This window comes from Enterobacter cloacae complex sp. P18RS, from assembly GCF_014982105.1.
Classification (GTDB): Bacteria; Pseudomonadota; Gammaproteobacteria; order Enterobacterales; family Enterobacteriaceae; genus Enterobacter; species Enterobacter hormaechei_C.
Genome location: NZ_JADCKV010000020.1, coordinates 39067 through 65150 on the forward strand (window position 1 = coordinate 39067; position 26084 = coordinate 65150).

Sequence of the window (26084 nt, forward strand, 5' to 3'; positions counted from 1 at the left end):
GTCTCGTTTCCCGCTCCAAATTCTTCTTCATCTCCAGATTATCCACAGCGAAGTGCTTCGTTGGGGACGTTTTCTATTATGTCTGAAATACTCTTGTGAACAGAGTTATCCACAGAAACCGTGTTAAAACCAGTCTGTACAAAATGTTAGCAGGGTGAATAATATCTCCGTAATTCCCTGTAATTTATGAAGAAAATTTGATTTCAAAATGTTATTGAGATCACTTGACCTGTTTGCCAGAGCTGATGGCACCTGAATTCTTATTTTTATTCACAGCCTGTGAATATATCACACATCCCGCGGCAGCCCTTTTTCAATCACCCTGACCAGGCGCTGTTTCTTCGGTAACTGCACTTCAACCACACCCGCATTTCGCTTCTCAATTTGCTGCGCAATCGCCCATTCTATGTGCTCATCAAGAAGTGGGTGCTCACCTCTACGGCTTTCGAGCGCCTGAAGATTTGCTTCATCCCACGGGGCATTCCCCAGCGCAACGGCCACATTACGCAGCCAGCGCAGGTGGCCGATACGACGTATGGCGGAACCCTCCGTCACCTTCAGGAACCAGGCTTCGCTCCAGGCGAACAGTTCGATCAACTGCGGGGCATGTAACGCCTTGCGCGGACTGAAGTCTTCTTCGTCCGTCAACTGTGAATAACGGTTCCACGGACAAATCAGCTGACAGTCATCACAGCCGTAGATGCGGTTGCCGATAAGCGGACGAAATTCCTCTGGAATGGCGCCTTCCAGCTCGATAGTGAGATAAGAGATACAGCGGCGCGCATCAACGGTATACGGTTCGACAATAGCGCCCGTTGGGCAGATGGTCATACAGGCCACACAGCGACCACAGCCTTCTTCCACCGGACCGTCTACCGGCAGGGGTAAATCAATCAGCAGTTCACCCAGGAAAAAGAATGAGCCCGCGTCGCGGCTTAAGATAAGTGAGTGCTTACCTGTCCAGCCGAGCCCGGCTTTTTCGGCGATCGAGCGCTCAAGAATAGGCGCAGAATCGACAAAGGGTCTAAAATTCAGCGAAACACAGTGCTGCTGAATGGTTTCCCCGAGCTTTTTTAGACGGTTGCGCAGAAGTTTATGGTAGTCACGTCCCAGAGCGTATCGGCTGACGTAACCCAGCGAAGGATTTTTTAGCGTGCGCGCAAAGGCCGCGTTAGCAGGCAGATAGTTCATGCGTACGCTAATAACGCGCAGCGTACCCGGCAACAGCTCGTGGGGGCGGGCACGCATCATACCGTGACGCGCCATCCACTCCATCTCGCCGTGGTATTGTTTATCCAGCCATGCCTGGAGCTTAGGCTCGCTGGCAGAGAGGTCGGTGTCAGTAATACCGACCTTCTGGAAGCCCAGTTCAGCACCCCACTGTTTTATTTTTTGCGCTAATTCATTGAGATCGAGGGGCTGTGACATGACGGACCATACTGTGAAGAAAAACCCCGCAAGTATACCACATTCCATCTGGCATGCGGATGACCTCCGTCGGGCCGAGAAAGAGGCCGCAGATAGCCTGGGCATTACCCTTTACGAACTGATGCAGCGCGCGGGCGAGGCGGCGTTTAACGTGGCGCGTACGGCTTATCCGAATGCTTCGCACTATCTGATCCTGTGCGGGCACGGCAATAACGGTGGCGATGGTTATGTGGTGGCTCGTCTTGCGGTGGCGGCGGGGCTGCGCGTCACCCTGCTGGCGCTGGAGAGCGACAAGCCGTTACCGGAAGAAGCGGGCATGGCGAGAGAGGCTTGGCTGAATGCGGGGGGCATTATTCATGCGCCTGATATCGTCTGGCCCGAGGATGTCGACGTGATTGTTGACGGTCTGCTGGGGACGGGACTGATGCGCGCGCCTCGCGATGACGTCGCCGCGCTGATTACGCGCGCTAATGCGCACTCCGCCCCGGTGGTAGCGCTGGATATTCCCTCCGGCCTGATGGCGCAAACCGGCGTGACGCCGGGCGTGTCGATTGAGGCGGCGCGCACCGTGACCTTTATCGCCCTGAAGCCGGGTTTACTGACCGGTAAAGCGCGGGATGTCGTGGGCACGTTACACCACAACGCCCTGGGGCTGGAAAACTGGCTGGCCGGACAGGATACCCACATCACCCGCTTTGATGCCTCCCTGCTTGCACAGTGGCTGCCGCCGCGCCGTCCCACGTCCCATAAGGGCGACCATGGCCGACTGCTGATTATCGGCGGCGATCGCGGCACGGCAGGTGCGATTCGTATGACAGGAGAGGCCGCGTTGCGCAGCGGCGCCGGATTAATACGCGTGCTGACCCGCAGCGAAAACATCCCGCCCATTATTACCGCGCGGCCGGAGCTGATGGTCCACGAGCTTACCCCGCAGGCGATTGAAGAGGGTCTTGAGTGGGCGGACGTGGTGGTCATTGGTCCGGGCCTGGGTCAGCAGGAGTGGGGTAAACAGGCCCTGCAAAAGGCCGAGAATTTTCGTAAACCGATGCTCTGGGATGCCGACGCGCTTAACCTTCTGGCAATAAACCCGGATAAGCGTCACAATCGCATTCTGACGCCGCACCCCGGCGAAGCCGCACGGCTGCTTAACTGTAGCGTGGCAGAAATTGAAAGCGATCGCTTACTTTCAGCCCAACGTCTGGTAAAACGTTACGGAGGTGTTGCCGTTTTGAAAGGGGCGGGGACCGTTATCGCCAGCGATGGTGCGATGGGCATCGTTGATGCCGGTAATGCAGGCATGGCGAGCGGCGGCATGGGCGATGTGCTCTCTGGCATCATTGGCGCATTGCTCGGACAGAAACTTCCCCTTTATGATGCAGCCTGTGCCGGCTGCGTGGCCCACGGTGCGGCGGCTGACAGGCTGGCTGCTTGTTACGGAACGCGCGGTATGCTGGCCACCGATCTTTTTTGCACGCTGCGGCGTGTTGTTAACCCGGATGTGATTGACGTAGAAAATGACTAATCGAGCGATTCCTTTACCTGATGAACAAGCCACTTTAGATCTCGGCAAGCGCGTGGCGCAGGCCTGTCAGGGGGCGACCGTCATTTATCTGTATGGTGATTTAGGCGCGGGTAAAACAACCTTCAGCCGTGGCTTTTTGCAGGCGTTAGGCCATAACGGGAACGTAAAAAGCCCGACCTATACGCTGGTAGAACCGTACACGCTTGAAAATATCATGGTGTACCACTTTGATTTATATCGTCTTGCGGATCCTGAGGAGCTGGAATTTATGGGGATCCGCGATTACTTTGCCAACGACGCCATCTGCCTGGTGGAGTGGCCGCAACAAGGTGCGGGTGTGCTGCCTGACCCGGATGTCGAAATTCACTTAGATTACCAGGCACAAGGGCGTGAGGCGCGCATCAGTGCGGTTTCCTCATCAGGCTGTTCCTTACTGGCGCGTTTAGCCGGTTGAGCGTAGGGATAACGGGATGATTAATCGCGTTAAAGGTTGGGTGCTGGCTGCCACGGTCCTGCTGTGCGCGCAGGCCGGGGCGGCCAGCCTCTCGGATATTCAGGTGTCGAATGGCGATAGCCAGGCCCGTATTACGTTCAGCTTTATGGGCGATCCTGAATATGCTTTCTCACAAATCGACAGCCGCAGCGTGGCGCTCGATATTAAACAGACCGGGGTGATCCAGGGGCTGCCGCTCCAGTTCAGCGGCAACAATCTGGTGAAAAGCATCCGTTCGGGGACGCCGAAGGATGCGCAGTCTCTGCGTCTGGTGGTCGATCTCACCGAAAAGGGCAAGACGAAGGCGGTTAAGCAGCAAAACGGCGCCAATTATACGGTGGTCTTTACCATTAATGCTGATGTTCCGCCGCCACCGCCTGCACCTGTTGTAGCAAAACGCGTGGAGGCGCCGGTTTATACCCCAAGGCCGTCTGAGCCAGCCCGTAATCCGTTTAAATCACAAAATGACCGACTTACCGCCGTGACCAGCAGCAATACGGTGACGCGTCCGGCGGTCAGCGCGCGGCGAACGCCGGTCAGTGGCGACAAAGTGATTATCGCCATCGACGCCGGACACGGCGGGCAAGATCCTGGCGCGATTGGCCCGGGCGGCACGCGGGAGAAAAACGTCACTATCGCCATTGCCCGTAAGTTGCGTGCGCTTCTGAATGACGATCCGATGTTTAAAGGGGTCATGACCCGCGACGGAGATTACTTTATTTCAGTGATGGGACGCTCGGATGTGGCGCGTAAGCAAAACGCCAACTTCCTGGTGTCGATTCACGCGGATGCTGCGCCGAACCGTAACGCCACCGGCGCGTCGGTATGGGTGCTGTCGAACCGTCGCGCCAACAGTGAAATGGCGAACTGGCTTGAAGAGCACGAGAAGCAGTCTGAACTGTTAGGCGGGGCAGGCGATGTGCTGGCAAACAGCCAGGCCGATCCGTATCTCAGCCAGGCGGTGCTGGATTTACAGTTCGGTCATTCTCAGCGCGTCGGGTATGATGTCGCCACTAACGTACTGAGCCAGCTGCAAAGCATTGGATCGCTGCATAAGCGTCGCCCTGAGCATGCAAGCCTCGGTGTCCTGCGTTCGCCGGATATTCCGTCGATTCTGGTAGAGACGGGCTTTATCAGTAACAACGGCGAAGAGCGCCTGTTGGGCAGCGACAGCTACCAGCAGCAAATTGCCGAAGCGATTTATAACGGTCTGCGTAAATACTTTGACGCGCATCCGCTTCAGTCTGCGCCGCAGGGCGGGGCCGCCCAGACGGCAAGCGCCGCGCTGCCGGGTGAGATGACCGCGACTAATTAAGGAGAGTTCATGCCGATTCAGGTTCTACCGCCGCAGCTCGCGAACCAAATCGCCGCCGGTGAGGTGGTGGAACGCCCTGCGTCGGTGGTGAAGGAACTGGTTGAAAACAGCCTCGATGCAGGGGCGACCCGCATTGATATTGATATCGAACGCGGGGGCGCAAAGCTTATCCGCATTCGTGATAACGGCTGTGGCATCAAAAAGGACGAGCTGGCGCTGGCGCTGGCGCGTCATGCCACCAGTAAAATTGCCTCACTTGACGATCTGGAAGCGATTATCAGCCTGGGTTTTCGCGGCGAAGCGCTGGCCAGTATCAGCTCCGTTTCCCGCTTAACGTTGACCTCCCGCACGGCCGACCAGCAGGAAGCCTGGCAGGCCTACGCCGAAGGGCGTGATATGGACGTCACGGTTAAACCTGCGGCGCACCCGGTAGGCACCACGCTTGAAGTGCTGGATCTCTTCTATAACACGCCCGCCCGGCGCAAGTTTATGCGAACCGAGAAGACCGAATTCGGACATATCGACGAGATCATCCGCCGCATCGCGCTGGCGCGCTTTGATGTCACCCTCAACCTCAGCCATAACGGTAAGGTGATGCGCCAGTACCGCGCAGTGGCGGAGGGTGGACAAAAGGAGCGTCGGTTGGGCGCCATCTGCGGCACACCGTTTCTGGAAAAAGCGCTGGCCATTGAGTGGCAGCATGGCGATCTGGCCCTGCGCGGCTGGGTTGCCGATCCGAACGCCAGCAGCGCCGCGTTCGCAGAAATCCAGTATTGCTACGTCAACGGCCGCATGATGCGCGACCGCCTGATTAACCACGCTATTCGACAGGCCTGCGAAGATAAGCTCGGCGCCGATCAACAGCCCGCCTTTGTGCTTTATCTGGAGATCGACCCGCACCAGGTTGACGTTAACGTGCACCCCGCCAAGCACGAGGTGCGTTTCCACCAGTCGCGCCTGGTGCATGATTTCATCTACCAGGGCGTTGCCGCTGTATTGCAGCAGCAGGCAGAGCCAGAGTTGCCGCTGGCAAAAGAAGAGCCCGCGCCGCGCCCACTGCCGGAAAACCGCGTGGCGGCCGGGCGTAACCATTTTGCCGAACCGGCGGTCGCGCGCGAGCCGACTGCTCCACGTTTATCCCCGGCGGGCAACGCGCCGCGACCAACCGGTGCCAACTATCCCAACGCTCAGCCGGGCTACCACAAACAGCAGGGGGCGCTGTACCGCAAACTGCTGGATACGCCGGCGGTGGAGCATAAAGAGCACATCACGGTTTCAACCCCCTCTCTGGATGGGCATAGCCAGAGTTTTGGTCGGGTATTGACCATTATTGCTCCCGACATGGCGTTGCTTGAACGCGAAGGTAAACTGCTGTTGCTGGCGCTTTCCGTGGCGGAGCGCTGGCTCAAACAGGCGCAGTTAACCCCGGGGGTGAATGCCGCCTGCGCGCAGCCGCTGTTGATCCCCGTTCGCCTGAAAATATCCCCTGAAGAAACAGGGGTTTTGCGGCGCGTGCAGACGCAACTGGCCGAAATGGGGATTGAAATCGTACTGGACGCGCAGCATGTGACAATTCGCGCAGTGCCTTTACCCTTACGCCAACAAAATTTACAAAACTTGATTCCTGAACTGATAGGCTACCTGGCGCAGCAAACGACGTTTGATGCCGCCGATACCGCGCAGTGGATCGCCCGCCATCTGGCCAGCGAGCATGCACCGTGGAGTATGGCGCAGGCGATTACCGTTCTGGCGGAGGTGGAGCGCCTCTGTCCACAGCTGGTGAAAGCGCCTCCAGGTGGTTTGTTACAACCTGTTGATTTACAAACGGCGATGACCGCCCTGAAACATGACTGATGTAAGTAAGGCGAGCCTGCCAAAGGCGATTTTTTTAATGGGGCCTACGGCCTCCGGTAAAACGGCGTTAGCCATTGAGTTACGTAAAGTTTTGCCAGTAGAGTTGATTAGCGTTGATTCAGCCCTCATCTACCGAGGGATGGACATCGGCACGGCGAAGCCCAACGCAGACGAACTGCGTGCGGCACCGCACCGTTTACTGGATATTCTCGACCCGGCACAGGCTTACTCCGCGGCAGATTTTCGCCGCGACGCCTTAGCCGAGATGGCCGAGATTACCGCCGCGGGACGCATACCGCTGTTAGTTGGCGGCACGATGCTCTACTTTAAGGCGCTGCTGGAGGGGTTATCGCCTCTGCCATCGGCCGATCCGGAAGTGAGAGCGAAGATTGAGCGGCAGGCGGCAGAGCAGGGGTGGGACGCTTTGCACAGGCAACTGGAAGAGATTGACCCGGTTGCCGCAGCGCGGATCCACCCAAACGATCCGCAAAGGCTTTCCCGGGCACTGGAAGTTTTTTTCATTTCGGGTAAAACTTTAACGGAACTGACGCAAACGTCAGGAGACGCTCTGCCGTATCAGGTGCATCAGTTCGCCATCGCCCCGGCGAGCCGTGAACTGCTCCATCAACGAATTGAGCAGCGTTTTCATCAGATGTTGGCTTCAGATTTTGAAGCAGAAGTGCGGGCGCTTTTTGCCCGTGGAGATTTGCATACGGACATGCCTTCCATTCGTTGTGTGGGATACCGCCAGATGTGGTCGTATCTTGAAGGTGAGATTTCATACGATGAAATGGTTTATCGAGGTGTTTGCGCCACGAGACAGTTAGCGAAGCGCCAGATCACCTGGTTACGCGGTTGGGAGGGTGTTCACTGGTTAGACAGTGAAAAACCACAACAGGCGTTAAACGAAGTGATTGAGGTTATTGGTGATATCGCTGACTGAATGTGTACAATTAAGCCGTATCGTGCGCAATTTTTCAGAATCGCAAGGTTCTAAGTACAAAACAAGCATATAAGGAAAAGATAGAATGGCTAAGGGGCAATCTTTACAAGATCCGTTCCTGAACGCATTGCGTCGGGAGCGTGTTCCAGTTTCTATTTATTTGGTGAATGGTATTAAGCTGCAAGGTCAGATTGAGTCTTTCGATCAGTTCGTGATCCTGTTGAAAAACACGGTCAGCCAGATGGTCTATAAGCACGCGATTTCTACTGTTGTTCCGTCCCGTCCGGTATCTCATCACAGCAATAACGCTGGCGGCGGCACTGGCAGTAACTACCATCACGGCAGCAACGCGCAGGGTTCTTCAACACCAGCGCAGGACAGCGAAGAAACCGAATAAGGTTTTGGGCTGTTATCCACACGGGGAGCCAGGGATCCTGCGTTCCCCGCTGATCTTTTTAGAGAGGTTTACGCTTGTTTGACCGTTATGACGCCGGTGAGCAGGCGGTGCTGGTACACATCTATTTTTCGCAAGACAAAGATATGGAAGACCTCCAGGAGTTTGAATCTCTGGTCTCTTCCGCCGGTGTCGAAGCAATGCAGGTGATTACCGGTAGCCGTAAAGCGCCGCACCCGAAGTACTTTGTTGGTGAAGGTAAAGCAGTTGAAATTGCGGATGCCGTAAAAGCAACCGGCGCATCCGTTGTGCTATTTGATCATGCGCTGTCTCCGGCTCAGGAACGTAACCTGGAAGCTCTCTGCGAATGCCGTGTAATCGATCGCACGGGGTTGATCTTAGATATTTTTGCTCAGCGTGCGCGTACCCACGAGGGTAAGTTGCAGGTTGAGCTGGCGCAGTTGCGCCATCTGGCGACGCGTCTGGTGCGTGGCTGGACACACCTTGAAAGACAAAAAGGCGGGATTGGTTTGCGCGGCCCGGGTGAAACCCAGCTCGAAACCGACCGCCGTTTGCTGCGTGGGCGTATAACCCAGATCCTTTCACGTCTGGAACGTGTAGAGAAACAGCGCGAACAGGGGCGTCGGGCGCGAACGAAAGCCGATATCCCAACGGTGTCGCTGGTGGGTTATACCAACGCCGGTAAATCCACCCTGTTTAACCAGATAACCGAGGCCCAGGTGTATGCCGCAGACCAGCTGTTTGCGACCCTGGACCCAACCCTGCGCCGTATTGACGTCGCAGACGTGGGTGAAACGGTGCTGGCGGATACCGTAGGGTTTATCCGCCATCTGCCGCACGATCTGGTCGCGGCGTTTAAAGCGACGTTGCAGGAGACGCGTCAGGCGACCCTGCTGCTGCATGTGATTGATGCGGCGGACGTACGCGTGCAGGAGAACATCGACGCGGTGAACGTGGTGCTCGAAGAGATCGACGCCCACGAAATTCCCACCCTGTTGGTGATGAACAAGATCGATATGCTGGACGATTTCGAACCGCGTATTGACCGAGACGAAGAGAACAAACCGATTCGGGTCTGGCTGTCTGCTCAGGCCGGGATTGGTGTGCCACTGCTTTTCCAGGCTTTGACAGAACGTCTTTCCGGTGAGGTAGCTCAGCACACGCTGCGACTGCCGCCACAGGAAGGCAGGCTGCGCAGCCGGTTTTATCAGCTTCAGGCGATAGAAAAAGAGTGGATGGAGGATGACGGCAGCGTGGGGATGCAGGTGCGTATGCCGATCGTTGACTGGCGTCGCCTCTGTAAACAAGAACCTGCGCTGGCGGACTATATCGTCTGATCAGAAAGGGGAAGCCTGAAAAATTCGCCCTTGCATAACAAATATGGAGCATATACATGGCGTGGAATCAGCCCGGTAATAACGGACAAGACCGCGACCCGTGGGGAGGCAGCAATAATCAAGGCGGCAACTCTGGGGGAAATGGCAACAAAGGTGGTCGCGAGCAGGGGCCGCCGGATCTGGATGATATCTTCCGCAAACTGAGCAAAAAGCTTGGTGGCCTTGGCGGAGGAAAAGGTTCTGGCTCGGGTGGCAATTCCACTCAGAGTCCGCGCCCGCCAATGGGTGGCCGCGTGGTGGGCATTGTCGCCGCTGCGGTGGTAATCATCTGGGCAGCCAGCGGGTTCTACACCATTAAAGAAGCAGAACGCGGCGTGGTCACCCGTTTCGGTAAGTTCAGCCATCTGGTTGAACCGGGCCTGAACTGGAAGCCAACCTTCATTGATGACGTGACCGCGGTTAACGTGGAGTCCGTCCGTGAACTGGCCGCCTCTGGCGTGATGTTGACCTCTGACGAGAACGTGGTGCGCGTTGAGATGAACGTACAGTACCGCGTGACCGATCCGGAACGTTATCTGTTTAGCGTGACCAGCGCCGATGACAGCCTGCGTCAGGCAACCGACAGCGCCCTGCGTGGCGTGATCGGCAAATACACCATGGACCGTATCCTGACCGAAGGTCGTACCGTTATTCGTAGCGATACCCAGCGTGAGCTGGAAGAGACCATCCGTCCGTACAACATGGGTATCACCCTGCTGGACGTCAACTTCCAGGCTGCACGTCCGCCGGAAGAGGTGAAAGCGGCGTTTGACGATGCGATTGCCGCGCGTGAAAACGAACAGCAGTACATCCGTGAAGCGGAAGCGTACACCAACGAAGTTCAGCCGCGTGCAAACGGTCAGGCGCAGCGTATTCTGGAAGAAGCGCGTGCGTATAAGACCCAGACCATCCTGGAAGCACAGGGTGAAGTGGCTCGCTTCGCGAAGATCCTGCCGGAATATAAAGCCGCGCCGGAAATTACCCGTGAGCGTCTCTATATCGAGACCATGGAAAAAGTGCTGAGCCATACGCGTAAAGTGCTGGTTAACGACAACAAAGGCGGAAACCTGATGGTCCTGCCGCTGGATCAGATGCTGAAAGGCGGTTCTGCACCGGCAGCAAAAGACAACAGCGGTGCGAACAACCTGCTGCGTCTGCCACCGGCCTCGTCTGGCAGCGCCAGCGCGAACACAACGCCTTCTTCGAACGATGGTGACATTATGGACCAACGCCGTGCTAACGCGCAGCGTAACGACTACCAGCGTCAGGGGGAATAAGGATGCGTAAGTCAGTTATTGCGATCATCATCATCGTACTGGTCGTGCTCTACACCTCCATCTTTGTGGTGAAAGAGGGCGAGCGTGGGATCAAGTTCCAGTTCAGCAGCGTCGTGCGTGATGGCGACAAGCGTCCGGTGATTTATGAGCCGGGTCTGCACTTTAAGATCCCGTTCATTCAGTCAGTGAAAACGCTCGATGCGCGTATCCAGACCATGGATAACCAGGCCGATCGTTTCGTGACTAAAGAGAAGAAAGACCTGATCGTTGATTCCTATATCAAATGGCGCATCAGCGATTTCAGCCGCTACTTCCTGGCAACCGGGGGTGGCGACGTTTCTCAGGCAGAAGTGCTGCTGAAACGTAAGTTCTCTGACCGTCTGCGTTCTGAAATTGGTCGTCTGGATGTGAAAGACATTGTGACCGACTCCCGTGGTCGTCTGACGCTGGAAGTGCGTGATGCGCTGAACTCCGGCTCTGCGGGCACCGAGGATGAAGTTGAAACCCCGGCGGCAGACGATGCGATTGCCAAAGCGGCTGAACGTGTTCAGGCTGAAACCAACGGTAAAGTGCCGGTGATCAACCCGAACAGTATGGCGGCGCTGGGCATCGAAGTGGTTGATGTGCGCATCAAGCAGATCAACCTGCCAGCGGAAGTGTCCGAGGCGATCTACAACCGTATGCGCGCCGAGCGTGAAGCGGTAGCCCGTCGTCACCGTTCACAGGGTCAGGAAGAAGCGGAAAAACTGCGCGCGGCAGCGGACTATGAAGTCACCAAGACGCTGGCGGAATCTGAGCGCCAGGGTCGTATCCTGCGCGGTGAAGGTGATGCCGAAGCGGCTAAACTGTTTGCTGATGCATTCAGCCAGGATCCAGACTTCTACGCCTTCATCCGTAGCCTTCGCGCTTACGAGAATAGCTTCAAGAGCAACCAGGATGTGATGGTGCTCAGCCCGGACAGCGATTTCTTCCGTTATATGAAGACGCCGACCAACGCAACGCGATAAACTCAGGCTCGTTTGAGTATTCAAACCACCGCTCTTCACGGAGCGGTGGTTTTCTTTTATAAGGATGAAAAATGAACTCCACGATCTGGCTCGCACTGGCCCTGGTTTTGGTGCTGGAAGGCCTCGGCCCGATGCTCTATCCGCGCGCATGGCGCCGGATGATCGCGACAATGAGCCAACTCCCGGACAATATTTTGCGTCGTTTTGGCGGTGGTCTTGTGGTTGCCGGTATCGTTATCTACTACATGTTGAGGAAAACGATTGGCTGATCAAAAACTAACCGCAATTGGCATATTTTAGGGTCAAAAAGTGCTGTATATCTGAAAAAGCGATGGTAGAATCCATTTTTAAGCAAACGGTGATTTTGAAAAAATGGGTAACAACGTCGTCGTACTGGGCACCCAATGGGGTGACGAAGGTAAAGGGAAGATTGTTGATCTTCTGACTGAACGGGCTAAATATGTTGTACGCTACCAGGGCGGTCACAACGCAGGCCATACTCTCGTAATCAACGGTGAAAAAACCGTCCTCCATCTTATTCCATCAGGCATTCTTCGCGAAAACGTCACCAGCATCATCGGTAACGGCGTTGTGCTGTCTCCCGCTGCGCTGATGAAAGAGATGAAAGGTCTGGAAGACCGTGGTATCCCTGTTCGTGAGCGTCTGCTGCTCTCCGAAGCCTGCCCGCTGATCCTGGATTATCATGTGGCGCTGGACGTGGCGCGTGAAAAAGCGCGTGGCGCGAAAGCGATCGGCACCACCGGTCGTGGTATCGGCCCGGCTTACGAAGATAAAGTGGCTCGTCGCGGTCTGCGCGTGGGTGACCTCTTCGACAAAGCGACCTTCGCTGAAAAACTGAAAGAAGTGATGGAATATCACAACTTCCAGCTGGTGAACTTCTACAAAGCCGAAGCCGTTGACTACCAGAAAGTGCTGGATGACGTCATGGCGATTGCTGACATTCTGACCGGTATGGTTGTTGATGTGTCCGATCTGCTGGACCAGGCGCGCAAGCGTGGCGATTTCGTCATGTTTGAAGGTGCGCAGGGTACGCTGCTGGACATCGACCACGGTACCTATCCGTACGTAACGTCCTCTAACACCACCGCGGGTGGCGTGGCAACCGGCTCCGGTCTGGGCCCGCGTTATGTCGATTACGTTCTGGGCATCATTAAAGCGTACTCCACTCGCGTGGGTGCAGGTCCATTCCCGACCGAACTGTTTGATGAGACCGGCGAGTTCCTCTGCAAGCAGGGTAACGAGTTTGGCGCGACCACCGGTCGTCGTCGTCGTACCGGCTGGCTGGACGCCGTTGCCGTACGTCGCGCAGTGCAGATCAACTCCCTGTCTGGCTTCTGCCTGACCAAGCTGGACGTACTGGACGGCCTGAAAGAAGTAAAAATCTGCGTAGGCTACCGTATGCCTGATGGCCGCGAAGTGACCACCACTCCGCTGGCTGCTGACGACTGGGAAGGCATTGAGCCAATCTACGAAACTATGCCGGGCTGGTCTGAGACCACATTTGGTGTGAAAGAGCGTAGTGGCCTGCCAAAAGCCGCGCTGGACTACATCAAGCGCATTGAAGAACTGACCGAAGTGCCGATCGATATTATTTCTACCGGCCCGGATCGTACTGAAACGATGATCCTGCGCGACCCGTTCGACGCATAATCTTCGTGACTGCTGGCCTGCGGGGAAACCCGTAGGCCGGATAAGCGCAGCGCCATCCGGCGACCGCTCCTGGATCTCCGCTTTTTCGCCCCGTCTGTCAAATAAATTAGCCGCTAACTATCTGGCTGGTTTATCATCATTAATGAATATCTCTGCGGTTTGACCGCGTTTTCCCTTTTTCCTGAGGTTGATGTGCAGTTAACAAGTTTCACCGATTACGGCTTACGCGCGCTGATTTACATGGCGTCGTTACCCGATGGGAAGATGACCAGCATCTCTGAAGTCACAGAGGTGTACGGTGTGTCCCGTAATCATATGGTCAAAATAATCAATCAACTTAGTCGTGCCGGATACGTTGCTGCCGTCCGCGGGAAGAATGGAGGGATCCGTCTCGGTAAACCGGCGCAGAGTATCCGTATTGGCGATGTGGTACGTGAACTGGAGCCGCTCTCTCTGGTGAACTGTAGCAGCGCGTTCTGCCACATTACGCCCGCTTGCCGCCTGAAACAGGCGCTTTCAAAGGCCGTGCAAAGTTTTCTCAAGGAACTGGATAACTACACGCTGGCCGATTTGGTTGAAGAGAATCAACCGCTTTATAAATTATTGCTGGTGGAATGAAGAAAATTTCCACCGGAGCTGACAACGGAGGAACCGACATGTCACAAGATCCTTTCCAGGAACGCGAAGCCGAAAAATACGCGAATCCTATCCCCAGCCGCGAGTTCATCATTGAACACTTAACAAAACGCGAAAAACCCGCCAATCGTGAAGAACTTGCCGTTGAACTGAACATTGAAGGTGAAGAGCAAATTGAAGCCCTTCGCCGCCGCCTGCGCGCCATGGAACGTGACGGGCAACTGGTCTTTACTCGTCGCCAGTGCTACGCGCTGCCAGAACGCCTCGACCTGCTGAAAGGCACCGTTATTGGTCACCGCGATGGCTTCGGCTTCCTGCGCGTGGAAGGCCGTAAAGATGACCTGTACCTCTCATCCGAACAGATGAAGATGTGTATTCACGGCGACCAGATCCTGGCGCAGCCGCTGGGTGCAGATCGTAAAGGCCGCCGCGAAGCGCGCGTGGTCCGCGTGCTGGTGCCGAAAACCAGCCAGATCGTTGGCCGTTACTTTACCGATGCGGGCGTAGGCTTTGTGGTGCCGGATGACAGCCGTCTGAGCTTCGACATTCTCATCCCGCCTGAAGAGGTGATGGGCGCACGCATGGGCTTTGTGGTGGTGGTGGAACTCACCCAGCGCCCAACTCGTCGCACCAAAGCGGTGGGTAAAATCGTCGAAGTGCTGGGCGATAACATGGGCACCGGCATGGCCGTCGATATGGCGCTGCGTACCCATGAAATTCCGTATGTCTGGCCGAAAGCGGTTGAAGATCAGATTGAAAACCTGCGTGAAGAAGTGCCGGAAGAGTCCAAAGCAGGCCGCGTGGATCTGCGCGATCTGCCGCTGGTCACCATTGATGGTGAAGACGCCCGTGACTTCGATGATGCCGTATATTGCGAGAAAAAACGCGGTGGCGGCTGGCGTCTGTGGGTGGCTATCGCGGATGTGAGCTATTACGTGCGTCCGCACACGCCGCTGGATAACGAAGCGCGCAGCCGCGGTACGTCGGTCTACTTCCCGTCGCAGGTTGTACCGATGCTGCCAGAAGTGCTCTCCAACGGCCTGTGTTCCCTCAACCCGCAGGTGGACCGCCTGTGTATGGTCTGCGAAATGACCATCTCCAGCAAGGGACGTCTGACGGGCTATAAGTTCTACGAAGCGGTGATGAGTTCTCATGCGCGCCTGACCTATACCAAGGTCTGGCATATGTTGCAGGGCGATCAGGATCTTCGCGAACAGTACGCGCCGCTGGTCAAACACATCGAAGAGCTGCACAACCTCTACAAAACGCTGGATCAGGCGCGCGAAGAGCGCGGTGGGATCTCGTTTGAGAGTGAAGAGGCGAAGTTTATCTTTAACGCTGAGCGACGTATCGAGCGTATCGAACAGACTCAGCGTAACGATGCGCACAAGCTGATTGAAGAGTGTATGATCCTGGCGAACATCTCGGCGGCACGTTTCGTTGAGAAAGCCAAAGAGCCTGCGTTGTTCCGTATTCACGACAAGCCAACCACGGAAGCCGTAACCTCGTTCCGCTCCGTGCTGGCTGAACTCGGTCTGGAGCTGCCTGGCGGTAATAAGCCTGAGCCACGCGATTACGCCGAGCTGCTGGAATCCATCAGCGATCGTCCTGACGCGGAAATGCTGCAAACCATGCTGCTGCGCTCCATGAAGCAGGCGATTTACGATCCTGAAAACCGGGGCCACTTTGGTCTGGCGTTACAGTCGTACGCGCACTTTACCTCGCCGATCCGCCGTTATCCGGATCTGTCCCTGCACCGTGCGATCAAGTATCTGCTGGCGCACGAGCAGGGTCATAAAGGCAACACGACCGAAACCGGAGGGTATCACTACTCCATGGAAGAGATGCTGCAACTGGGCCAGCATTGTTCCATGACCGAGCGTCGTGCGGATGAAGCGACGCGCGACGTGGCGGACTGGCTGAAGTGTGACTTTATGCTGGATCAGGTGGGTAACGTCTTTAAAGGCGTGATTGCCAGCGTCACCGGCTTTGGCTTCTTCGTGCGTCTGGATGAGCTGTTTATCGACGGTCTGGTGCACGTTTCCAGCCTCGATAACGATTACTACCGCTTCGACCAGGTCGGACAACGTCTGATCGGCGAATCCGGCGGCCAGACCTACCGTCTGGGCGATCGGGTGGAAGTGAAGGTTGAAGCCGTGAATATGGACGACCGTAAAATCGACTTCAGCCTCATCTCCAGCGAACGTGCTCCGCGTAACGTCGGCAAAACCGAGCGTGAGAAAGCGAAAAAAGGCGGCAACGGTAAAGCGGGCGGCAAGCGACGTCAGGCAGGTAAAAGAGTAAACTTTGAGCCAGACAGCGCTTTCCGTGGTGAGAAGAAACAGAAGCCCAAGGCGGCGAAAAAAGACGCTCGTAAAGCGAAAAAACCGTCGACCAAGACCCAAAAAATAGCGGCCGCGACCAAAGCGAAGCGCGCGGCGAAGAAACAGCAGGCGGAGTAATTTCCCCTCACCCTGACCCTCTCCCTGACAGGGAGAGGGAAAATATTTATTACGAGAACCATCAATGAGTGAAATGATTTACGGCATCCACGCGGTGCAGGCCCTGCTGGAGCGCGCGCCGGAGCGTTTTCAGGAAGTTTTTATTCTGAAAGGGCGTGAAGACAAACGTCTGATGCCGCTGATCCACGCGCTGGAAGCGCAGGGCGTAGTGATCCAGCTGGCGAACCGCCAGTATCTGGATGAAAAAAGCGAAGGTGCTGTACACCAGGGCATTATCGCGCGCGTGAAGCCAGGCCGTCAGTATCAGGAGAACGATCTGCCGGATCTGATCGCCGGGCTGGAGAACCCGTTCTTCCTGATCCTCGATGGCGTAACCGACCCACATAACCTGGGCGCGTGCCTGCGTAGCGCCGATGCAGCAGGCGTGCATGCGGTGATTGTGCCAAAAGATCGCTCCGCGCAGCTTAACGCTACCGCTAAAAAAGTCGCCTGCGGCGCGGCGGAAAACGTCCCGTTAATCCGCGTGACTAACCTGGCGCGCACCATGCGTCTGTTGCAGGAAGAAAATATCTGGATCGTAGGAACAGCCGGTGAAGCGGATCACACCCTGTACCAGAGCAAAATGACCGGCCGTATGGCGCTGGTGATGGGAGCGGAAGGCGAAGGTATGCGTCGTCTGACGCGCGAGCACTGCGATGAGCTGATCAGCATCCCAATGGCGGGCAGCGTATCGTCCCTGAACGTTTCTGTTGCGACGGGTATCTGCCTGTTTGAAGCGGTGCGTCAGCGCGGGTAGCCTGTTGTGCCGGGTGGCGGCTTCGCCTTACCCGGCCTACAAAAGCATGGTACCGTAGGCCCGGTAAGCGTAGCGCCACCGGGCAACAATCTCACTCCTCTAACGACCGTAAATGGTCATCCTTTCTCAGCGTCATCAGCGCGAAAATACTCACCACCGCCGTTGCCATCACGTAGTACGCCGGAATATCCAGATTGCCCGTCTCTTTAATCAGCCCGGTAATGATCAGCCCCGCACAGCCCGAGAAGATCGCATTCGACAGAGAATAGGCCAGCCCCAGCCCGGTATAACGCACGCGCGTCGGGAACATCTCAGACAGCATTGCCGGCCCCGGCCCTGCCAGCATCCCAACCAGACCCCCCGCAATCAGCACCACAATCGCTTTGACTGCCAGCGTACTGGATTCCGCCTGCAAAATTTTCAGCAGCGGCAGGGCGAGGATCAGCAGGAGCACGATGGCGATAATCATCACCGTGCGCCGCCCGATCCTGTCGCTCAGCATGCCCGACGGAATGATCGTGAGCGCAAACCCAATGTTAGAAATCACCGCAATCAGTAACGCCTGGTTAAAACCGGTGTGCAGCGCAGATTGCAGATAGGTCGGCATAATCACCAGATAGGTATAACCCGCCGCAGACCAGACCATCACGCGGCCAATGCCCATCAGGATGGTTTTGAACGTGGCGGCGGTGCTGGCCTGAGTAACAACCGGTTTTTCCCGTTGCTGCACAAAGCTCGGCGTCTCTTCCATGCTCACCCGCAGCCATAGCGCGACCGCACCCATCGGCAGCGCCAGGAAGAACGGAATGCGCCAGCCCCAGTCGTGCAAGGCTTCAGGGGAGAGCAGGGCAGAGAGCAACGCGACAATGCCTGCGCCCGCTAACAGCCCGAGCGCCACGGTAAAGGACTGCCATGCCCCGTAAAGACCGCGCTTGCCGCGCGGGGCGAACTCCGTCATCAATGAGACCGCACCGCCATACTCACCGCCCGCGAACAGTCCTTGCAGAATACGCAGGAGCGTAACGATCAGCGGCGCGGCAATCCCGATACTGGCGTAGACCGGCACAATACCGATGGCAGCGGTGGCGAGCGTCATCAATACCAGCACTATAATCAGCGTCGGTTTGCGGCCAATCCTGTCGCCAATGCGGCCAAAGACCACTGCACCCAGCGGACGGAAGAAGAAAGCGATGGCGAACGAGGCCCAGGTGAGGATCAGGCTGGTGAGCTCCGCTTCCCCCTCAAGCTGGAAGAAGTTTCTGGCAATCACCGTTGCCAGAAAACCGTAGACCGCAAATTCATACCACTCGATGAAATTACCGATGGAGCCTGCAATTAATGCACGCTTGTGCGCATCCTGTTGCATAACGATCCTCACATAAACGGGGTAAGAATAAATTATTCAGCATTGGTGAAGTAATGAAATAGTTTATTCTTATGTTCTGTGAGCTATTTCACGAATGATATCAACACGATCGTCATCGTGTGACCCCCCTCCCATGCAGCGTGCATGCCCTCTGTCCATACTTACCTTTATTGCCAATGAAAGGAGGGAGACAGCATGCACTGGCAGACACATACCGTTTTTAATCAACCTGCACCGCTATCGAACAGCAACCTTTTTCTCTCTGATTGCGCCCTGCGCGATGCGGTAGCGCGCGAAGGGGCTGAGTGGGATGTGGATCTTCTTGCCAGCATCGGACAGCAGTTGGGTACGGCGGAGTCGCTGGAGCTGGGCAGGCTGGCGAACGTTAATCCGCCGGAGCTGCTGCGTTATGACGCCACGGGAGCGAGGCTGGATGACGTCCGCTTTCATCCGGCATGGCATCTTCTGATGCAGGGGCTTTGCGCCAACCGGGTGCACAACCTGGCGTGGGAGGAGGAGGCGCGGAAAGGATCGTTCGTCGCCCGGGCCGCGCGTTTTGTGCTGCATGCTCAGGTGGAGGCGGGAACGCTATGCCCGGTGACCATGACCTTCGCCGCCACGCCGCTGTTGCTACAGTCGCTGCCCAAACCGTTTGACAACTGGTTAACGCCGCTGATGAGCGATCGCTACGATCCCCATCTCGCGCCGGGGGCGCAAAAGCGCGGCCTGCTGATCGGTATGGGGATGACGGAAAAGCAGGGCGGTTCGGACGTACTCAGTAATACCACCAAAGCAGAGAAATGCAGTGATGGCAGTTACCGGCTGGTGGGGCACAAATGGTTTTTCTCCGTGCCGCAGAGCGATGCGCATCTGGTGCTGGCGCAGGCGAAGGGCGGGCTTTCCTGCTTTTTTGTTCCGCGTTTTTTACCCGACGGGCAACGTAATGCCGTGCGCCTTGAGCGTCTGAAGGACAAGCTCGGTAACCGTTCAAATGCCAGCAGTGAGGCTGAGTTCCTTGATGCTTACGGCTGGCTGCTGGGCGAAGAGGGTGAAGGTGTCCGGCAAATTCTGAAGATGGGCGGGCTGACGCGCTTTGACTGTGCGCTTGGCAGCCACGGATTGATGCGCCGTGCGCTCTCGGTGGCGCTTTATCATGCCCATCAGCGGCAGACCTTCGGCAAAAATCTGATCGACCAGCCGCTAATGCGCGACGTGCTAAGCCGTATGGCGCTGGTGCTGGAGGGACACACGGCACTGCTGTTCCGACTCGCCCGGGCGTGGGACAACCGCACCGACCCGCAGGAGGCCGCATGGGCGCGGCTTTTCACTCCGGCGGCAAAATACAGCGTCTGCAAAGCGGGCATACCGTTTGTGGCAGAGGCAATGGAGGTGCTGGGCGGTGCAGGCTATTGCGAAGAGAGTGAACTTCCGCGGTTGTACCGTGAAATGCCCGTCAACAGCATCTGGGAAGGCTCTGGCAATATTATGTGCCTGGATGTACTGCGCGTGCTGGCGAAGCAGTCGGGTATTCTCGACCTGCTCGCCGATGATTTCGCGCAGGTCAAAGGCCAGGACAGGCATTTCGATCGCAGCTGGCGGCAGCTACAGCAGAAGCTGCGTAAACCGCAGGAAGCGCAGGGCAGGGAGATCGCGCGGCAGCTCTTTTTACTCGGGGCCGGAAGTCAGATGCTGCGGCACGCATCGCCGCCCGTGGCGCAGGCGTGGTGCCGCATGATGCTGGATACCCGAGGCGGCACGCTGATGAGCGAACAAGTGCAAACCGACCTGCTGCTGCGTGCCACGGGCCGGGTCGGTTAAGCTTTCAGCTGGAACAGGCTCACCAGCCGGGTGAGATGTGAACCCTTCTCGCGCAGCGTCTGTGCCGTCTGCTCGCTGCGTGAGATGCGATCGGCATTGATGTGCGATGCCTCACCGATGTGCGTCATCGCCAGATTCACCTGACCAATCCCCGCAGACTGCTCGCGGGAGGCGTGGTTGATCTCGGTGACAAGCTGGCTGATGTTATCGATATGAACAATGATGGCATCCATCGCCAGACGCGTCTGCTCAGACAGCGCATGGCCTTCGCTCACCTTGTTCAGCGTGTCGCCAATCAACTGTTCAATCTCTTTTACCGCATTGGCGCTGCGTGCGGCCAGGGCGCGCACCTCTTGCGCCACCACTGCGAAACCTTTCCCGTGCTCGCCCGCCCGCGCCGCTTCAACCGCCGCATTGAGCGCCAGGATATTGGTCTGGAAAGCGATGGACTCAATCACGCGGGTGATGTCTTCAATGCGTTTCGATGCATCACGAATATCATCCATGGTGGAGACTGCGTGGGTCACCGTCTCTCCACCCTGATGCACCGCGCGCGAGGTTTCACCCACCAGCTGCTGCGTTTGCTCCATGTTGGCGGCATTTTGCTGCACGGTGGCGGCTAATTGCTCCATGCTGGCGGAGGTCTCCTCAACGCTGCTGGCCTGCTTGTTGATCTGTTCAGAGATCTCGCCGGTATCTGAAGCCAGCGCGTTAGTCCCCAGATGGATTTCGCTTGCGGCCTCGCGGACCTGCAACACAATTTTTTGCAGGCCGCCCCCGATCCCGTTGATGGCATCAATCAGCTGGCCGACCTCATCCTGGCGGGTTACCGGCAGGCTGGCGCGCAGATCGCCTGCGGCATACTGCCGTGCAAGCGCGATCACTGCGCGCAGTGGGCGGGTTAGCATCCGGCGAATGAGGATAACGAACAGGCCCGCGAAGAGCGCGGATAGCACCACGCCCGCGATCAGGAAGCGATCGCGCAGCGTGGTGACGCTTGAAAGCAGTACGGCTTTATCCACTTCACCCACGATGGTCCAGTTCCAGCCCGGCAGCGGCGTGTAGGCAACTTTGAGCGTACGGCCATCTGCGCTCACGCGCTCCAGCGTGCCGGCTTTATCACTCAGAAGCTGCTGCTGTGTCGCCGTGTCCCAGTTGGGCAGTTTGCCCTCATCGCTGGCATGGAACAGATACTGTCCGCGCGTTTTGCCGCTGCTGCGATCCAGTACAAAGAAGTGGCCGCTCTCGCCCAGACGACGGTTAAGGATTTTCTCGCGCATGACGTTCCACGAATGGGTGATGTCCACGCCGACAAAGATAATCCCGATAACCTGGCCTTCCGCATTTTTAACAGGCTGGTACTGCGTGATATAGCGCTTGCCGAACAGCAGCGCGAGGCCACGATAGACCTCCCCTTTGGTGACAGCCGCAAATGCCGGGCTGGTGGTATCAAGAACGGTTCCGATGGCGCGGTCGCCATTCTCTTTGCGCAGCGACGTGGCCACGCGGATAAAATCGTTACCGCTGCGGACAAACAGCGTCGAGATGGCGCCCGTTCGGCTCAGGAAGTCATCAGAAAGCGTATTGTTTTCATGCAACTCCGTTTCGCCGCCTTTCAGCAGAGGAACGGTAAGCCCGTTTATGGTCCGGCTCTGGCTGCTGTCGCTGTTCAGCGGCTGTGGCAAAAAGGTGGTGAACAGACGGGTATAGCTTTCAACCTCTTCGCTCAGGCTGGTGTTGAACATCTCTACCATATCCACCATGCCGGTGGACTGGTTATGCAGGTCTTCAACCGCAAGATCTTCAAGCTGCTGGCTGGCGTTGTGGCTCAACAGAAAAGTGAACAGCAAAAAAAGCGTGGCGACACTTGCACCTGTTAGCAGCGATAGCTTCGTGCCCAGACCTGCCCGGCGGAAAAAGGTGATCATAAATTGCTCATTATTGAAAAGTGATGGCTGTTCAACGGCAGAGCGAAGAGAACGTTTATCTGTTTAATGTAACTGAATGTTACCTATTTGTTTTTATTAAGTTTCGGGAGGGATAAAAAATTTGCAAAAGTGAAAAGCCACTAAAATTAAGTGGCTTTTATCGGAAGGGATTATGCATAAAGAATGGCCTGCACGCGCCAGTGATTAACATGGTTATCTTCCTGCATCTGGACGATGCGATACCAGGATGCGCCCTGTTCATCGGCCTTCAGGGCGACGACACGTTCAACGTCTTGCGGACTTCCCGTGATATTATTGACGGAGATCTGACCAATCTCGTTCAGGCCCGTGACGCAATCCGCGCTGGCAAATTCGGCCGACTGCGCCGTGGTGCTCAGCAGGCCCGCTGAAAGCAATAGCGTCGTTAAAGCAAGGGTTCGTTTCATCGTCAGCTCCTTTTCACGTGTCTCCGGTATCCGCCGGGCAATCCTTCGCGAATAAACTCATTTCCATTGTTGCTGGCATGGAGTTTATTGTGGACAGGAAAATGTCTACGGACGCAAAGCAGTGTAAAAGTCGTTCAAATGATGATGCTTACTTACGGTACAAAATTCCCTGGGCGTACCACTGTCCCGTAATAATGGTTTCATCAATCATCGTGATGACGTAATAATCTGCTTTTGCGGCAATTGCCTGTGCTTCAATTGCGTCTTCTGCATCATCCGGGGAACCACGAACCATCGCGGATACGGTACCCAGGCGTTGTAATCCTTCCGTCTGATTACGACGAATTTCCTGAGGATGATCGGTAACCGGCGGCGCCGGTTCTGGCGTACCCTGCAATATGGAACATCCGCTGAGCAGTGAGACCAGCAATAAAGCCGTAAGCCTGCGCATAAACCTGTCTCTTTTCCTGATAGCCATAGTGTAGTTGTCTGCGAATTTAGTTTTGGGGGAATGTTCCCGAAGTGTTATCTGGGACGTAGATTTCGAATGAAAATATCGTGAAACCGTAATCCAGCTCTCAACATTATGAATCATTCATCAGCACAGGATCGACAATGATTGAAATTGAAACTCGCCAGCTGAGTGGGCATGAAATCATCCATGCTTTTTCGGCTGGTAAAGGTGAACAGCCGCTGCCGACGGTAGTTTTCTATCATGGCTTTCTCTCCTCGAAGCTGGTCTACAGCTATTTTGCCGTCGCGCTGGCGCAGGCCGGTTTCCGGGTGGTCATGCCTGATGCGCCGAATCATGGGGCACGCTTTACGGGCGATGAGCAGGCGCGGCTGGGGCTGTTCTGGCAAACGCTGCACGGCAATCTGACCGAGTTCGCCGGGCTGCGTGACGCGCTCTTGCAGGCCGGGCTGGTGGAGGGGAAACGGCTGGCGGTCGCAGGCGCATCAATGGGCGGAATGACGGCGCTGGGGATCATGGTCAGGCATCCGGAGGTGACGTCCGTGGCTTGCCTGATGGGATCGGGCTACTTTACGTCACTGGCAAAGACGCTGTTCCCGCCGCAGGCCCCTCAGGAGATTGAGGCCCTGTTGTCTGAATGGGACGTCAGCCATGCGCTTTCGCAGCTGGCCGATCGTCCGCTGCTTCTGTGGCATGGGGACGCCGATGACGTCGTACCGCCCGGTGAAACGTTCCGCCTGCAACAGGCGCTACAGCGTGAAGGGCTGGACAGCAATCTGACCTGCCTGTGGGGAGCAGGTGTCCGGCACCGTATTACCCCGGCCGCGCTGGAGTCAACCGTGGAATTCTTCCGTCAGCACCTTTAAACGCGCAGCACTGTGACACCCTGATCCTCCAGCTTGCTGAGGATCTCGGGGTTGGCGTTTTTGCCGGTGATCACCATGCTGATTTGCTCGGCGCGGCTGAAAAGCATGCCGGCGCGTTCACCGACCTTGCTGCTGTCGACCAGCACCACCAGTTTGCCCACTACGTTAAGCATGTTCTGTTCTGCCATTGCGGTGAGCATATCGGTTTTATACAGGCCATCCGCCGTCAGACCTTTGCCGCTGGTAAACATCCAGTGCCCGGCGTAGAGGCTGTTTTCACTGTCCTGCGGGCTAAGGGTGATGGACTGGCTCTTGTTATACTGGCCGCCCATGATCACCACGCTTTCATGTTCCTGGTCAATGAGATAGTTGGCCAGCGGCAAATAGTTGGTGATGATTTGCACCGGCTTGCCGCACATCTCACGGCCCAGCAGAAACGCCGTCGAACCGCAGTTGATCACCACGCTTTCTCCAGGATTTACCAGCTGTGATGCCGCTCTGGCAATCCGCACCTTTTCATCGTGATTCTGCGCCTGGTGGATGTTCATCGGCGTCCAGCGTGGACGCTGCTGGCTGATGGCCTCTGCACCGTTGCGGACTTTTTTCAGCTTGCCGCTCTCATCCAGCTTGTTAATGTCCCGCCGCGCGGTAGCGGGGGAGATCCCTAAACGTTCGATCACTTTCTCGACGGTGATAAACCCTGTTTGCGCCAGGAGTTCCAGTAAAATTTGATGCCGTTGCGCTTCCGTCATGAGCTATTCCGATAAGAATTGATTTGAAAAGATGATATTTGAAATAGCGTGAAATTACTAAGATAAATATGACATCGCCAGACGCAAGGTCTGGCGATTGGGCCTCAGAATCAGAGGAAGGATTTGAACGGCAGATCGGGTTCAATCGTAAAGCAATCATCGAAACCACGCGGGTAGTGGTACTCAAGATTGTCTTTATCCAGCGGCCAGGTGAACTTGCCGCCAACCTGCCAGATGAACGGCTTGAAGCCATACTTGAGGCGGTCTTTTTTCATCTCCCACAGGACGCGGATCTCTTGCGGATCGGCCTGGAAGTTTGACCAGATATCGTGGTGGAACGGGATCACCACTTTGGTGTTCAGCGCTTCGGCCATACGCAGCATGTCTGCGCTGGTCATTTTGTCGGTGATCCCGCGCGGGTTTTCACCGTAAGAGCCAAGCGCCACGTCAATCTGATGCTCGTTACCGTGCTTCGCGTAATAGTTGGAGTAGTGGGAGTCACCGCTGTGATACAGGGAACCGCCGGGCGTTTTGAACAGGTAGTTCACCGCGCGCTCATCCATCCCGTCTGGCAGTACGCCTGCGGCTTTCTGATCGGCAGGCAGGGTGATCAGCGCGGTGCGGTCAAAGGCATCCAGCGCGTGAATCTCAATGTCTTTGATTTTCACCACGTCGCCCGGCTTCATCACGATGCAGCGCTCTTTTGGCACGCCCCAGCCAATCCACAAATCCACGCAGGTCTGCGGCCCGATAAACGGTACGTCGTCCGCGCAGTTTTGCATTACCGCTGCCGCCACGTTCACGTCGATATGATCGTTGTGATCGTGGGTAGAGAGAACGGCATCGATCTGGCGAATGGCAAAAGGATCAAGCACAAAAGGCGTGGTGCGCAGGTTCGGCTGGAGCTTTTCAGCGCCGGCCATACGCTGCATCTGGTGGCCTTTTTTCATCAGTGGATTGCCGTGGCTCTGTTTGCCGGTGCCGCACCAGAAATCGACACAAATGTTGGCGCCGCCTTCTGATTTCAGCCAGATCCCGGTGCAGCCCAGCCACCACATCGCAAATGTGCCAGGAGCAACCTGTTCCTGCTCGATCTCTTCGTTCAGCCAGCTACCCCACTCCGGAAAGGTACTCAGAATCCATGATTCACGGGTGATGGTTTTCACTTTACTCATCGTTTGACTCCTGGTTTTAATCAAAAGTAATCATACTGTGACTTGTTGTGATTAATGCTGGCACTG

Annotated in this window: 23 protein-coding genes; 16 read left to right on the top strand and 7 right to left on the bottom strand. The window is 56.3% G+C overall.

Annotated elements, in window-relative coordinates; all coding sequences use genetic code 11:
* Window positions 1-288 precede the first annotated feature (288 nt).
* Window positions 289-1428, bottom strand: a complete 1140-nt coding sequence (queG, locus tag INF61_RS16240; protein WP_193547916.1) for a tRNA epoxyqueuosine(34) reductase QueG — start codon at window positions 1426-1428, stop codon at window positions 289-291.
* On the opposite strand from queG, the gene nnr reads away from it, so the two are divergent.
* The 14 genes from nnr to rlmB all read left to right on the top strand — a co-directional run bounded on the left by nnr (window position 1427) and on the right by rlmB (window position 17195).
* Window positions 1427-2950 carry a bifunctional ADP-dependent NAD(P)H-hydrate dehydratase/NAD(P)H-hydrate epimerase gene (gene nnr / locus INF61_RS16245; protein WP_193547917.1) on the top strand — a complete coding sequence of 508 codons (1524 nt, stop codon included), beginning with the start codon at window positions 1427-1429 and terminating at the stop codon, window positions 2948-2950. The two genes, queG and nnr, sit on opposite strands and share 2 nt — an antisense overlap.
* A complete protein-coding gene (gene tsaE / locus INF61_RS16250; protein ID WP_003855970.1) occupies window positions 2943-3404 on the top strand; it encodes a tRNA (adenosine(37)-N6)-threonylcarbamoyltransferase complex ATPase subunit type 1 TsaE in 462 nt (153 codons plus the stop codon). Before nnr ends, tsaE begins: the two co-directional genes overlap by 8 nt.
* Window positions 3405-3420: 16 nt before the next feature.
* The gene (amiB, locus tag INF61_RS16255; protein WP_015572465.1) at window positions 3421-4758 is read left to right on the top strand and encodes an N-acetylmuramoyl-L-alanine amidase AmiB; all 1338 of its coding nucleotides are present in this window, start codon (window positions 3421-3423) and stop codon (window positions 4756-4758) included.
* Window positions 4759-4767: 9 nt separating this feature from the next.
* Entirely contained in the window at window positions 4768-6612 is a 1845-nt protein-coding gene (gene mutL / locus INF61_RS16260) for a DNA mismatch repair endonuclease MutL (protein WP_193547918.1), read from the top strand.
* Window positions 6605-7555: a tRNA (adenosine(37)-N6)-dimethylallyltransferase MiaA gene (gene miaA / locus INF61_RS16265; RefSeq protein WP_017383956.1), complete on the top strand. Its 951-nt coding sequence runs from the start codon at window positions 6605-6607 to the stop codon at window positions 7553-7555. The genes mutL and miaA overlap by 8 nt, the downstream gene beginning before the upstream one ends.
* Before the next feature lie 85 nt (window positions 7556-7640).
* Window positions 7641-7952: an RNA chaperone Hfq gene (gene hfq / locus INF61_RS16270; protein ID WP_003855990.1), complete on the top strand. Its 312-nt coding sequence runs from the start codon at window positions 7641-7643 to the stop codon at window positions 7950-7952.
* Between the two features lie 74 nt (window positions 7953-8026).
* Window positions 8027-9307: a ribosome rescue GTPase HflX gene (gene hflX / locus INF61_RS16275; RefSeq protein WP_003855991.1), complete on the top strand. Its 1281-nt coding sequence runs from the start codon at window positions 8027-8029 to the stop codon at window positions 9305-9307.
* 56 nt (window positions 9308-9363) lie between these two features.
* A complete protein-coding gene (hflK, locus tag INF61_RS16280) occupies window positions 9364-10623 on the top strand; it encodes an FtsH protease activity modulator HflK (protein WP_193547919.1) in 1260 nt (419 codons plus the stop codon).
* Between the two features lie 2 nt (window positions 10624-10625).
* Window positions 10626-11630 (top strand): protease modulator HflC, encoded by a 1005-nt coding sequence (hflC, locus tag INF61_RS16285; RefSeq protein WP_003855994.1) that lies wholly within the window; start codon window positions 10626-10628, stop codon window positions 11628-11630.
* A 71-nt stretch (window positions 11631-11701) separates the two neighbouring features.
* The gene (locus INF61_RS16290) at window positions 11702-11899 is read left to right on the top strand and encodes a DUF2065 domain-containing protein (RefSeq protein WP_003855996.1); all 198 of its coding nucleotides are present in this window, start codon (window positions 11702-11704) and stop codon (window positions 11897-11899) included.
* Between the two features lie 103 nt (window positions 11900-12002).
* Complete coding sequence (locus tag INF61_RS16295) at window positions 12003-13301, top strand: adenylosuccinate synthase (protein ID WP_003855997.1); 1299 nt, start codon at window positions 12003-12005, stop codon at window positions 13299-13301.
* A 192-nt stretch (window positions 13302-13493) separates the two neighbouring features.
* Window positions 13494-13919, top strand: coding sequence for a nitric oxide-sensing transcriptional repressor NsrR (gene nsrR / locus INF61_RS16300; protein ID WP_003855998.1), 426 nt, complete (start codon window positions 13494-13496; stop codon window positions 13917-13919).
* A 38-nt stretch (window positions 13920-13957) separates the two neighbouring features.
* Window positions 13958-16399: a ribonuclease R gene (rnr, locus tag INF61_RS16305; protein WP_032104769.1), complete on the top strand. Its 2442-nt coding sequence runs from the start codon at window positions 13958-13960 to the stop codon at window positions 16397-16399.
* A gap of 64 nt (window positions 16400-16463) precedes the next feature.
* Window positions 16464-17195: a 23S rRNA (guanosine(2251)-2'-O)-methyltransferase RlmB gene (gene rlmB, locus INF61_RS16310; protein WP_015572470.1), complete on the top strand. Its 732-nt coding sequence runs from the start codon at window positions 16464-16466 to the stop codon at window positions 17193-17195.
* Window positions 17196-17286: 91 nt separating this feature from the next.
* Here the strand turns inward: rlmB and INF61_RS16315 are convergent, their stop codons facing one another.
* A complete protein-coding gene (locus tag INF61_RS16315; protein ID WP_193547920.1) occupies window positions 17287-18561 on the bottom strand; it encodes an MFS transporter in 1275 nt (424 codons plus the stop codon).
* 195 nt (window positions 18562-18756) lie between these two features.
* Between INF61_RS16315 and INF61_RS16320 the strand changes: the two genes are divergently transcribed.
* Entirely contained in the window at window positions 18757-20379 is a 1623-nt protein-coding gene (locus INF61_RS16320) for an isovaleryl-CoA dehydrogenase (protein ID WP_040117115.1), read from the top strand.
* On the opposite strand, the gene INF61_RS16325 is transcribed toward INF61_RS16320, so the two are convergent.
* From INF61_RS16325 to bsmA, 3 genes are all read right to left on the bottom strand, one after another.
* On the bottom strand, window positions 20376-22307 hold the full coding sequence (locus INF61_RS16325; protein WP_023302959.1) for a methyl-accepting chemotaxis protein: 1932 nt from the start codon (window positions 22305-22307) through the stop codon (window positions 20376-20378). The genes INF61_RS16320 and INF61_RS16325 overlap by 4 nt on opposite strands.
* A gap of 170 nt (window positions 22308-22477) precedes the next feature.
* Window positions 22478-22753 carry a DUF1471 family protease activator YjfN gene (yjfN, locus tag INF61_RS16330; RefSeq protein WP_017694671.1) on the bottom strand — a complete coding sequence of 92 codons (276 nt, stop codon included), beginning with the start codon at window positions 22751-22753 and terminating at the stop codon, window positions 22478-22480.
* 148 nt (window positions 22754-22901) lie between these two features.
* Entirely contained in the window at window positions 22902-23231 is a 330-nt protein-coding gene (bsmA, locus tag INF61_RS16335) for a biofilm peroxide resistance protein BsmA (protein WP_193547921.1), read from the bottom strand.
* A 137-nt stretch (window positions 23232-23368) separates the two neighbouring features.
* On the opposite strand from bsmA, the gene yjfP reads away from it, so the two are divergent.
* Window positions 23369-24091 carry an esterase gene (gene yjfP, locus INF61_RS16340; RefSeq protein ID WP_193547922.1) on the top strand — a complete coding sequence of 241 codons (723 nt, stop codon included), beginning with the start codon at window positions 23369-23371 and terminating at the stop codon, window positions 24089-24091.
* Here the strand turns inward: yjfP and ulaR are convergent.
* Window positions 24088-24843, bottom strand: a complete 756-nt coding sequence (ulaR, locus tag INF61_RS16345) for an HTH-type transcriptional regulator UlaR (RefSeq protein WP_003856014.1) — start codon at window positions 24841-24843, stop codon at window positions 24088-24090. The genes yjfP and ulaR overlap by 4 nt on opposite strands.
* Before the next feature lie 110 nt (window positions 24844-24953).
* Window positions 24954-26018: an L-ascorbate 6-phosphate lactonase gene (gene ulaG / locus INF61_RS16350; RefSeq protein WP_193547923.1), complete on the bottom strand. Its 1065-nt coding sequence runs from the start codon at window positions 26016-26018 to the stop codon at window positions 24954-24956.
* Window positions 26019-26084 lie beyond the last annotated feature (66 nt).

What these genes read in the sequence shown, in the direction of transcription:
- nnr (WP_193547917.1), top strand. Translation starts at nt 1,427, where the DNA reads ATGACGGACCATACTGTGAAGAAAAACCCCGCAAGTATACCACATTCC.
- queG (WP_193547916.1), bottom strand. Translation starts at nt 1,428, where the DNA reads ATGTCACAGCCCCTCGATCTCAATGAATTAGCGCAAAAAATAAAACAG.
- tsaE (WP_003855970.1), top strand. Translation starts at nt 2,943, where the DNA reads ATGACTAATCGAGCGATTCCTTTACCTGATGAACAAGCCACTTTAGAT.
- amiB (WP_015572465.1), top strand. Translation starts at nt 3,421, where the DNA reads ATGATTAATCGCGTTAAAGGTTGGGTGCTGGCTGCCACGGTCCTGCTG.
- mutL (WP_193547918.1), top strand. Translation starts at nt 4,768, where the DNA reads ATGCCGATTCAGGTTCTACCGCCGCAGCTCGCGAACCAAATCGCCGCC.
- miaA (WP_017383956.1), top strand. Translation starts at nt 6,605, where the DNA reads ATGACTGATGTAAGTAAGGCGAGCCTGCCAAAGGCGATTTTTTTAATG.
- hfq (WP_003855990.1), top strand. Translation starts at nt 7,641, where the DNA reads ATGGCTAAGGGGCAATCTTTACAAGATCCGTTCCTGAACGCATTGCGT.
- hflK (WP_193547919.1), top strand. Translation starts at nt 9,364, where the DNA reads ATGGCGTGGAATCAGCCCGGTAATAACGGACAAGACCGCGACCCGTGG.
- hflC (WP_003855994.1), top strand. Translation starts at nt 10,626, where the DNA reads ATGCGTAAGTCAGTTATTGCGATCATCATCATCGTACTGGTCGTGCTC.
- INF61_RS16290 (WP_003855996.1), top strand. Translation starts at nt 11,702, where the DNA reads ATGAACTCCACGATCTGGCTCGCACTGGCCCTGGTTTTGGTGCTGGAA.
- INF61_RS16295 (WP_003855997.1), top strand. Translation starts at nt 12,003, where the DNA reads ATGGGTAACAACGTCGTCGTACTGGGCACCCAATGGGGTGACGAAGGT.
- rnr (WP_032104769.1), top strand. Translation starts at nt 13,958, where the DNA reads ATGTCACAAGATCCTTTCCAGGAACGCGAAGCCGAAAAATACGCGAAT.
- rlmB (WP_015572470.1), top strand. Translation starts at nt 16,464, where the DNA reads ATGAGTGAAATGATTTACGGCATCCACGCGGTGCAGGCCCTGCTGGAG.
- INF61_RS16315 (WP_193547920.1), bottom strand. Translation starts at nt 18,561, where the DNA reads ATGCAACAGGATGCGCACAAGCGTGCATTAATTGCAGGCTCCATCGGT.
- INF61_RS16320 (WP_040117115.1), top strand. Translation starts at nt 18,757, where the DNA reads ATGCACTGGCAGACACATACCGTTTTTAATCAACCTGCACCGCTATCG.
- INF61_RS16325 (WP_023302959.1), bottom strand. Translation starts at nt 22,307, where the DNA reads ATGATCACCTTTTTCCGCCGGGCAGGTCTGGGCACGAAGCTATCGCTG.
- yjfN (WP_017694671.1), bottom strand. Translation starts at nt 22,753, where the DNA reads ATGAAACGAACCCTTGCTTTAACGACGCTATTGCTTTCAGCGGGCCTG.
- bsmA (WP_193547921.1), bottom strand. Translation starts at nt 23,231, where the DNA reads ATGGCTATCAGGAAAAGAGACAGGTTTATGCGCAGGCTTACGGCTTTA.
- yjfP (WP_193547922.1), top strand. Translation starts at nt 23,369, where the DNA reads ATGATTGAAATTGAAACTCGCCAGCTGAGTGGGCATGAAATCATCCAT.
- ulaR (WP_003856014.1), bottom strand. Translation starts at nt 24,843, where the DNA reads ATGACGGAAGCGCAACGGCATCAAATTTTACTGGAACTCCTGGCGCAA.
- ulaG (WP_193547923.1), bottom strand. Translation starts at nt 26,018, where the DNA reads ATGAGTAAAGTGAAAACCATCACCCGTGAATCATGGATTCTGAGTACC.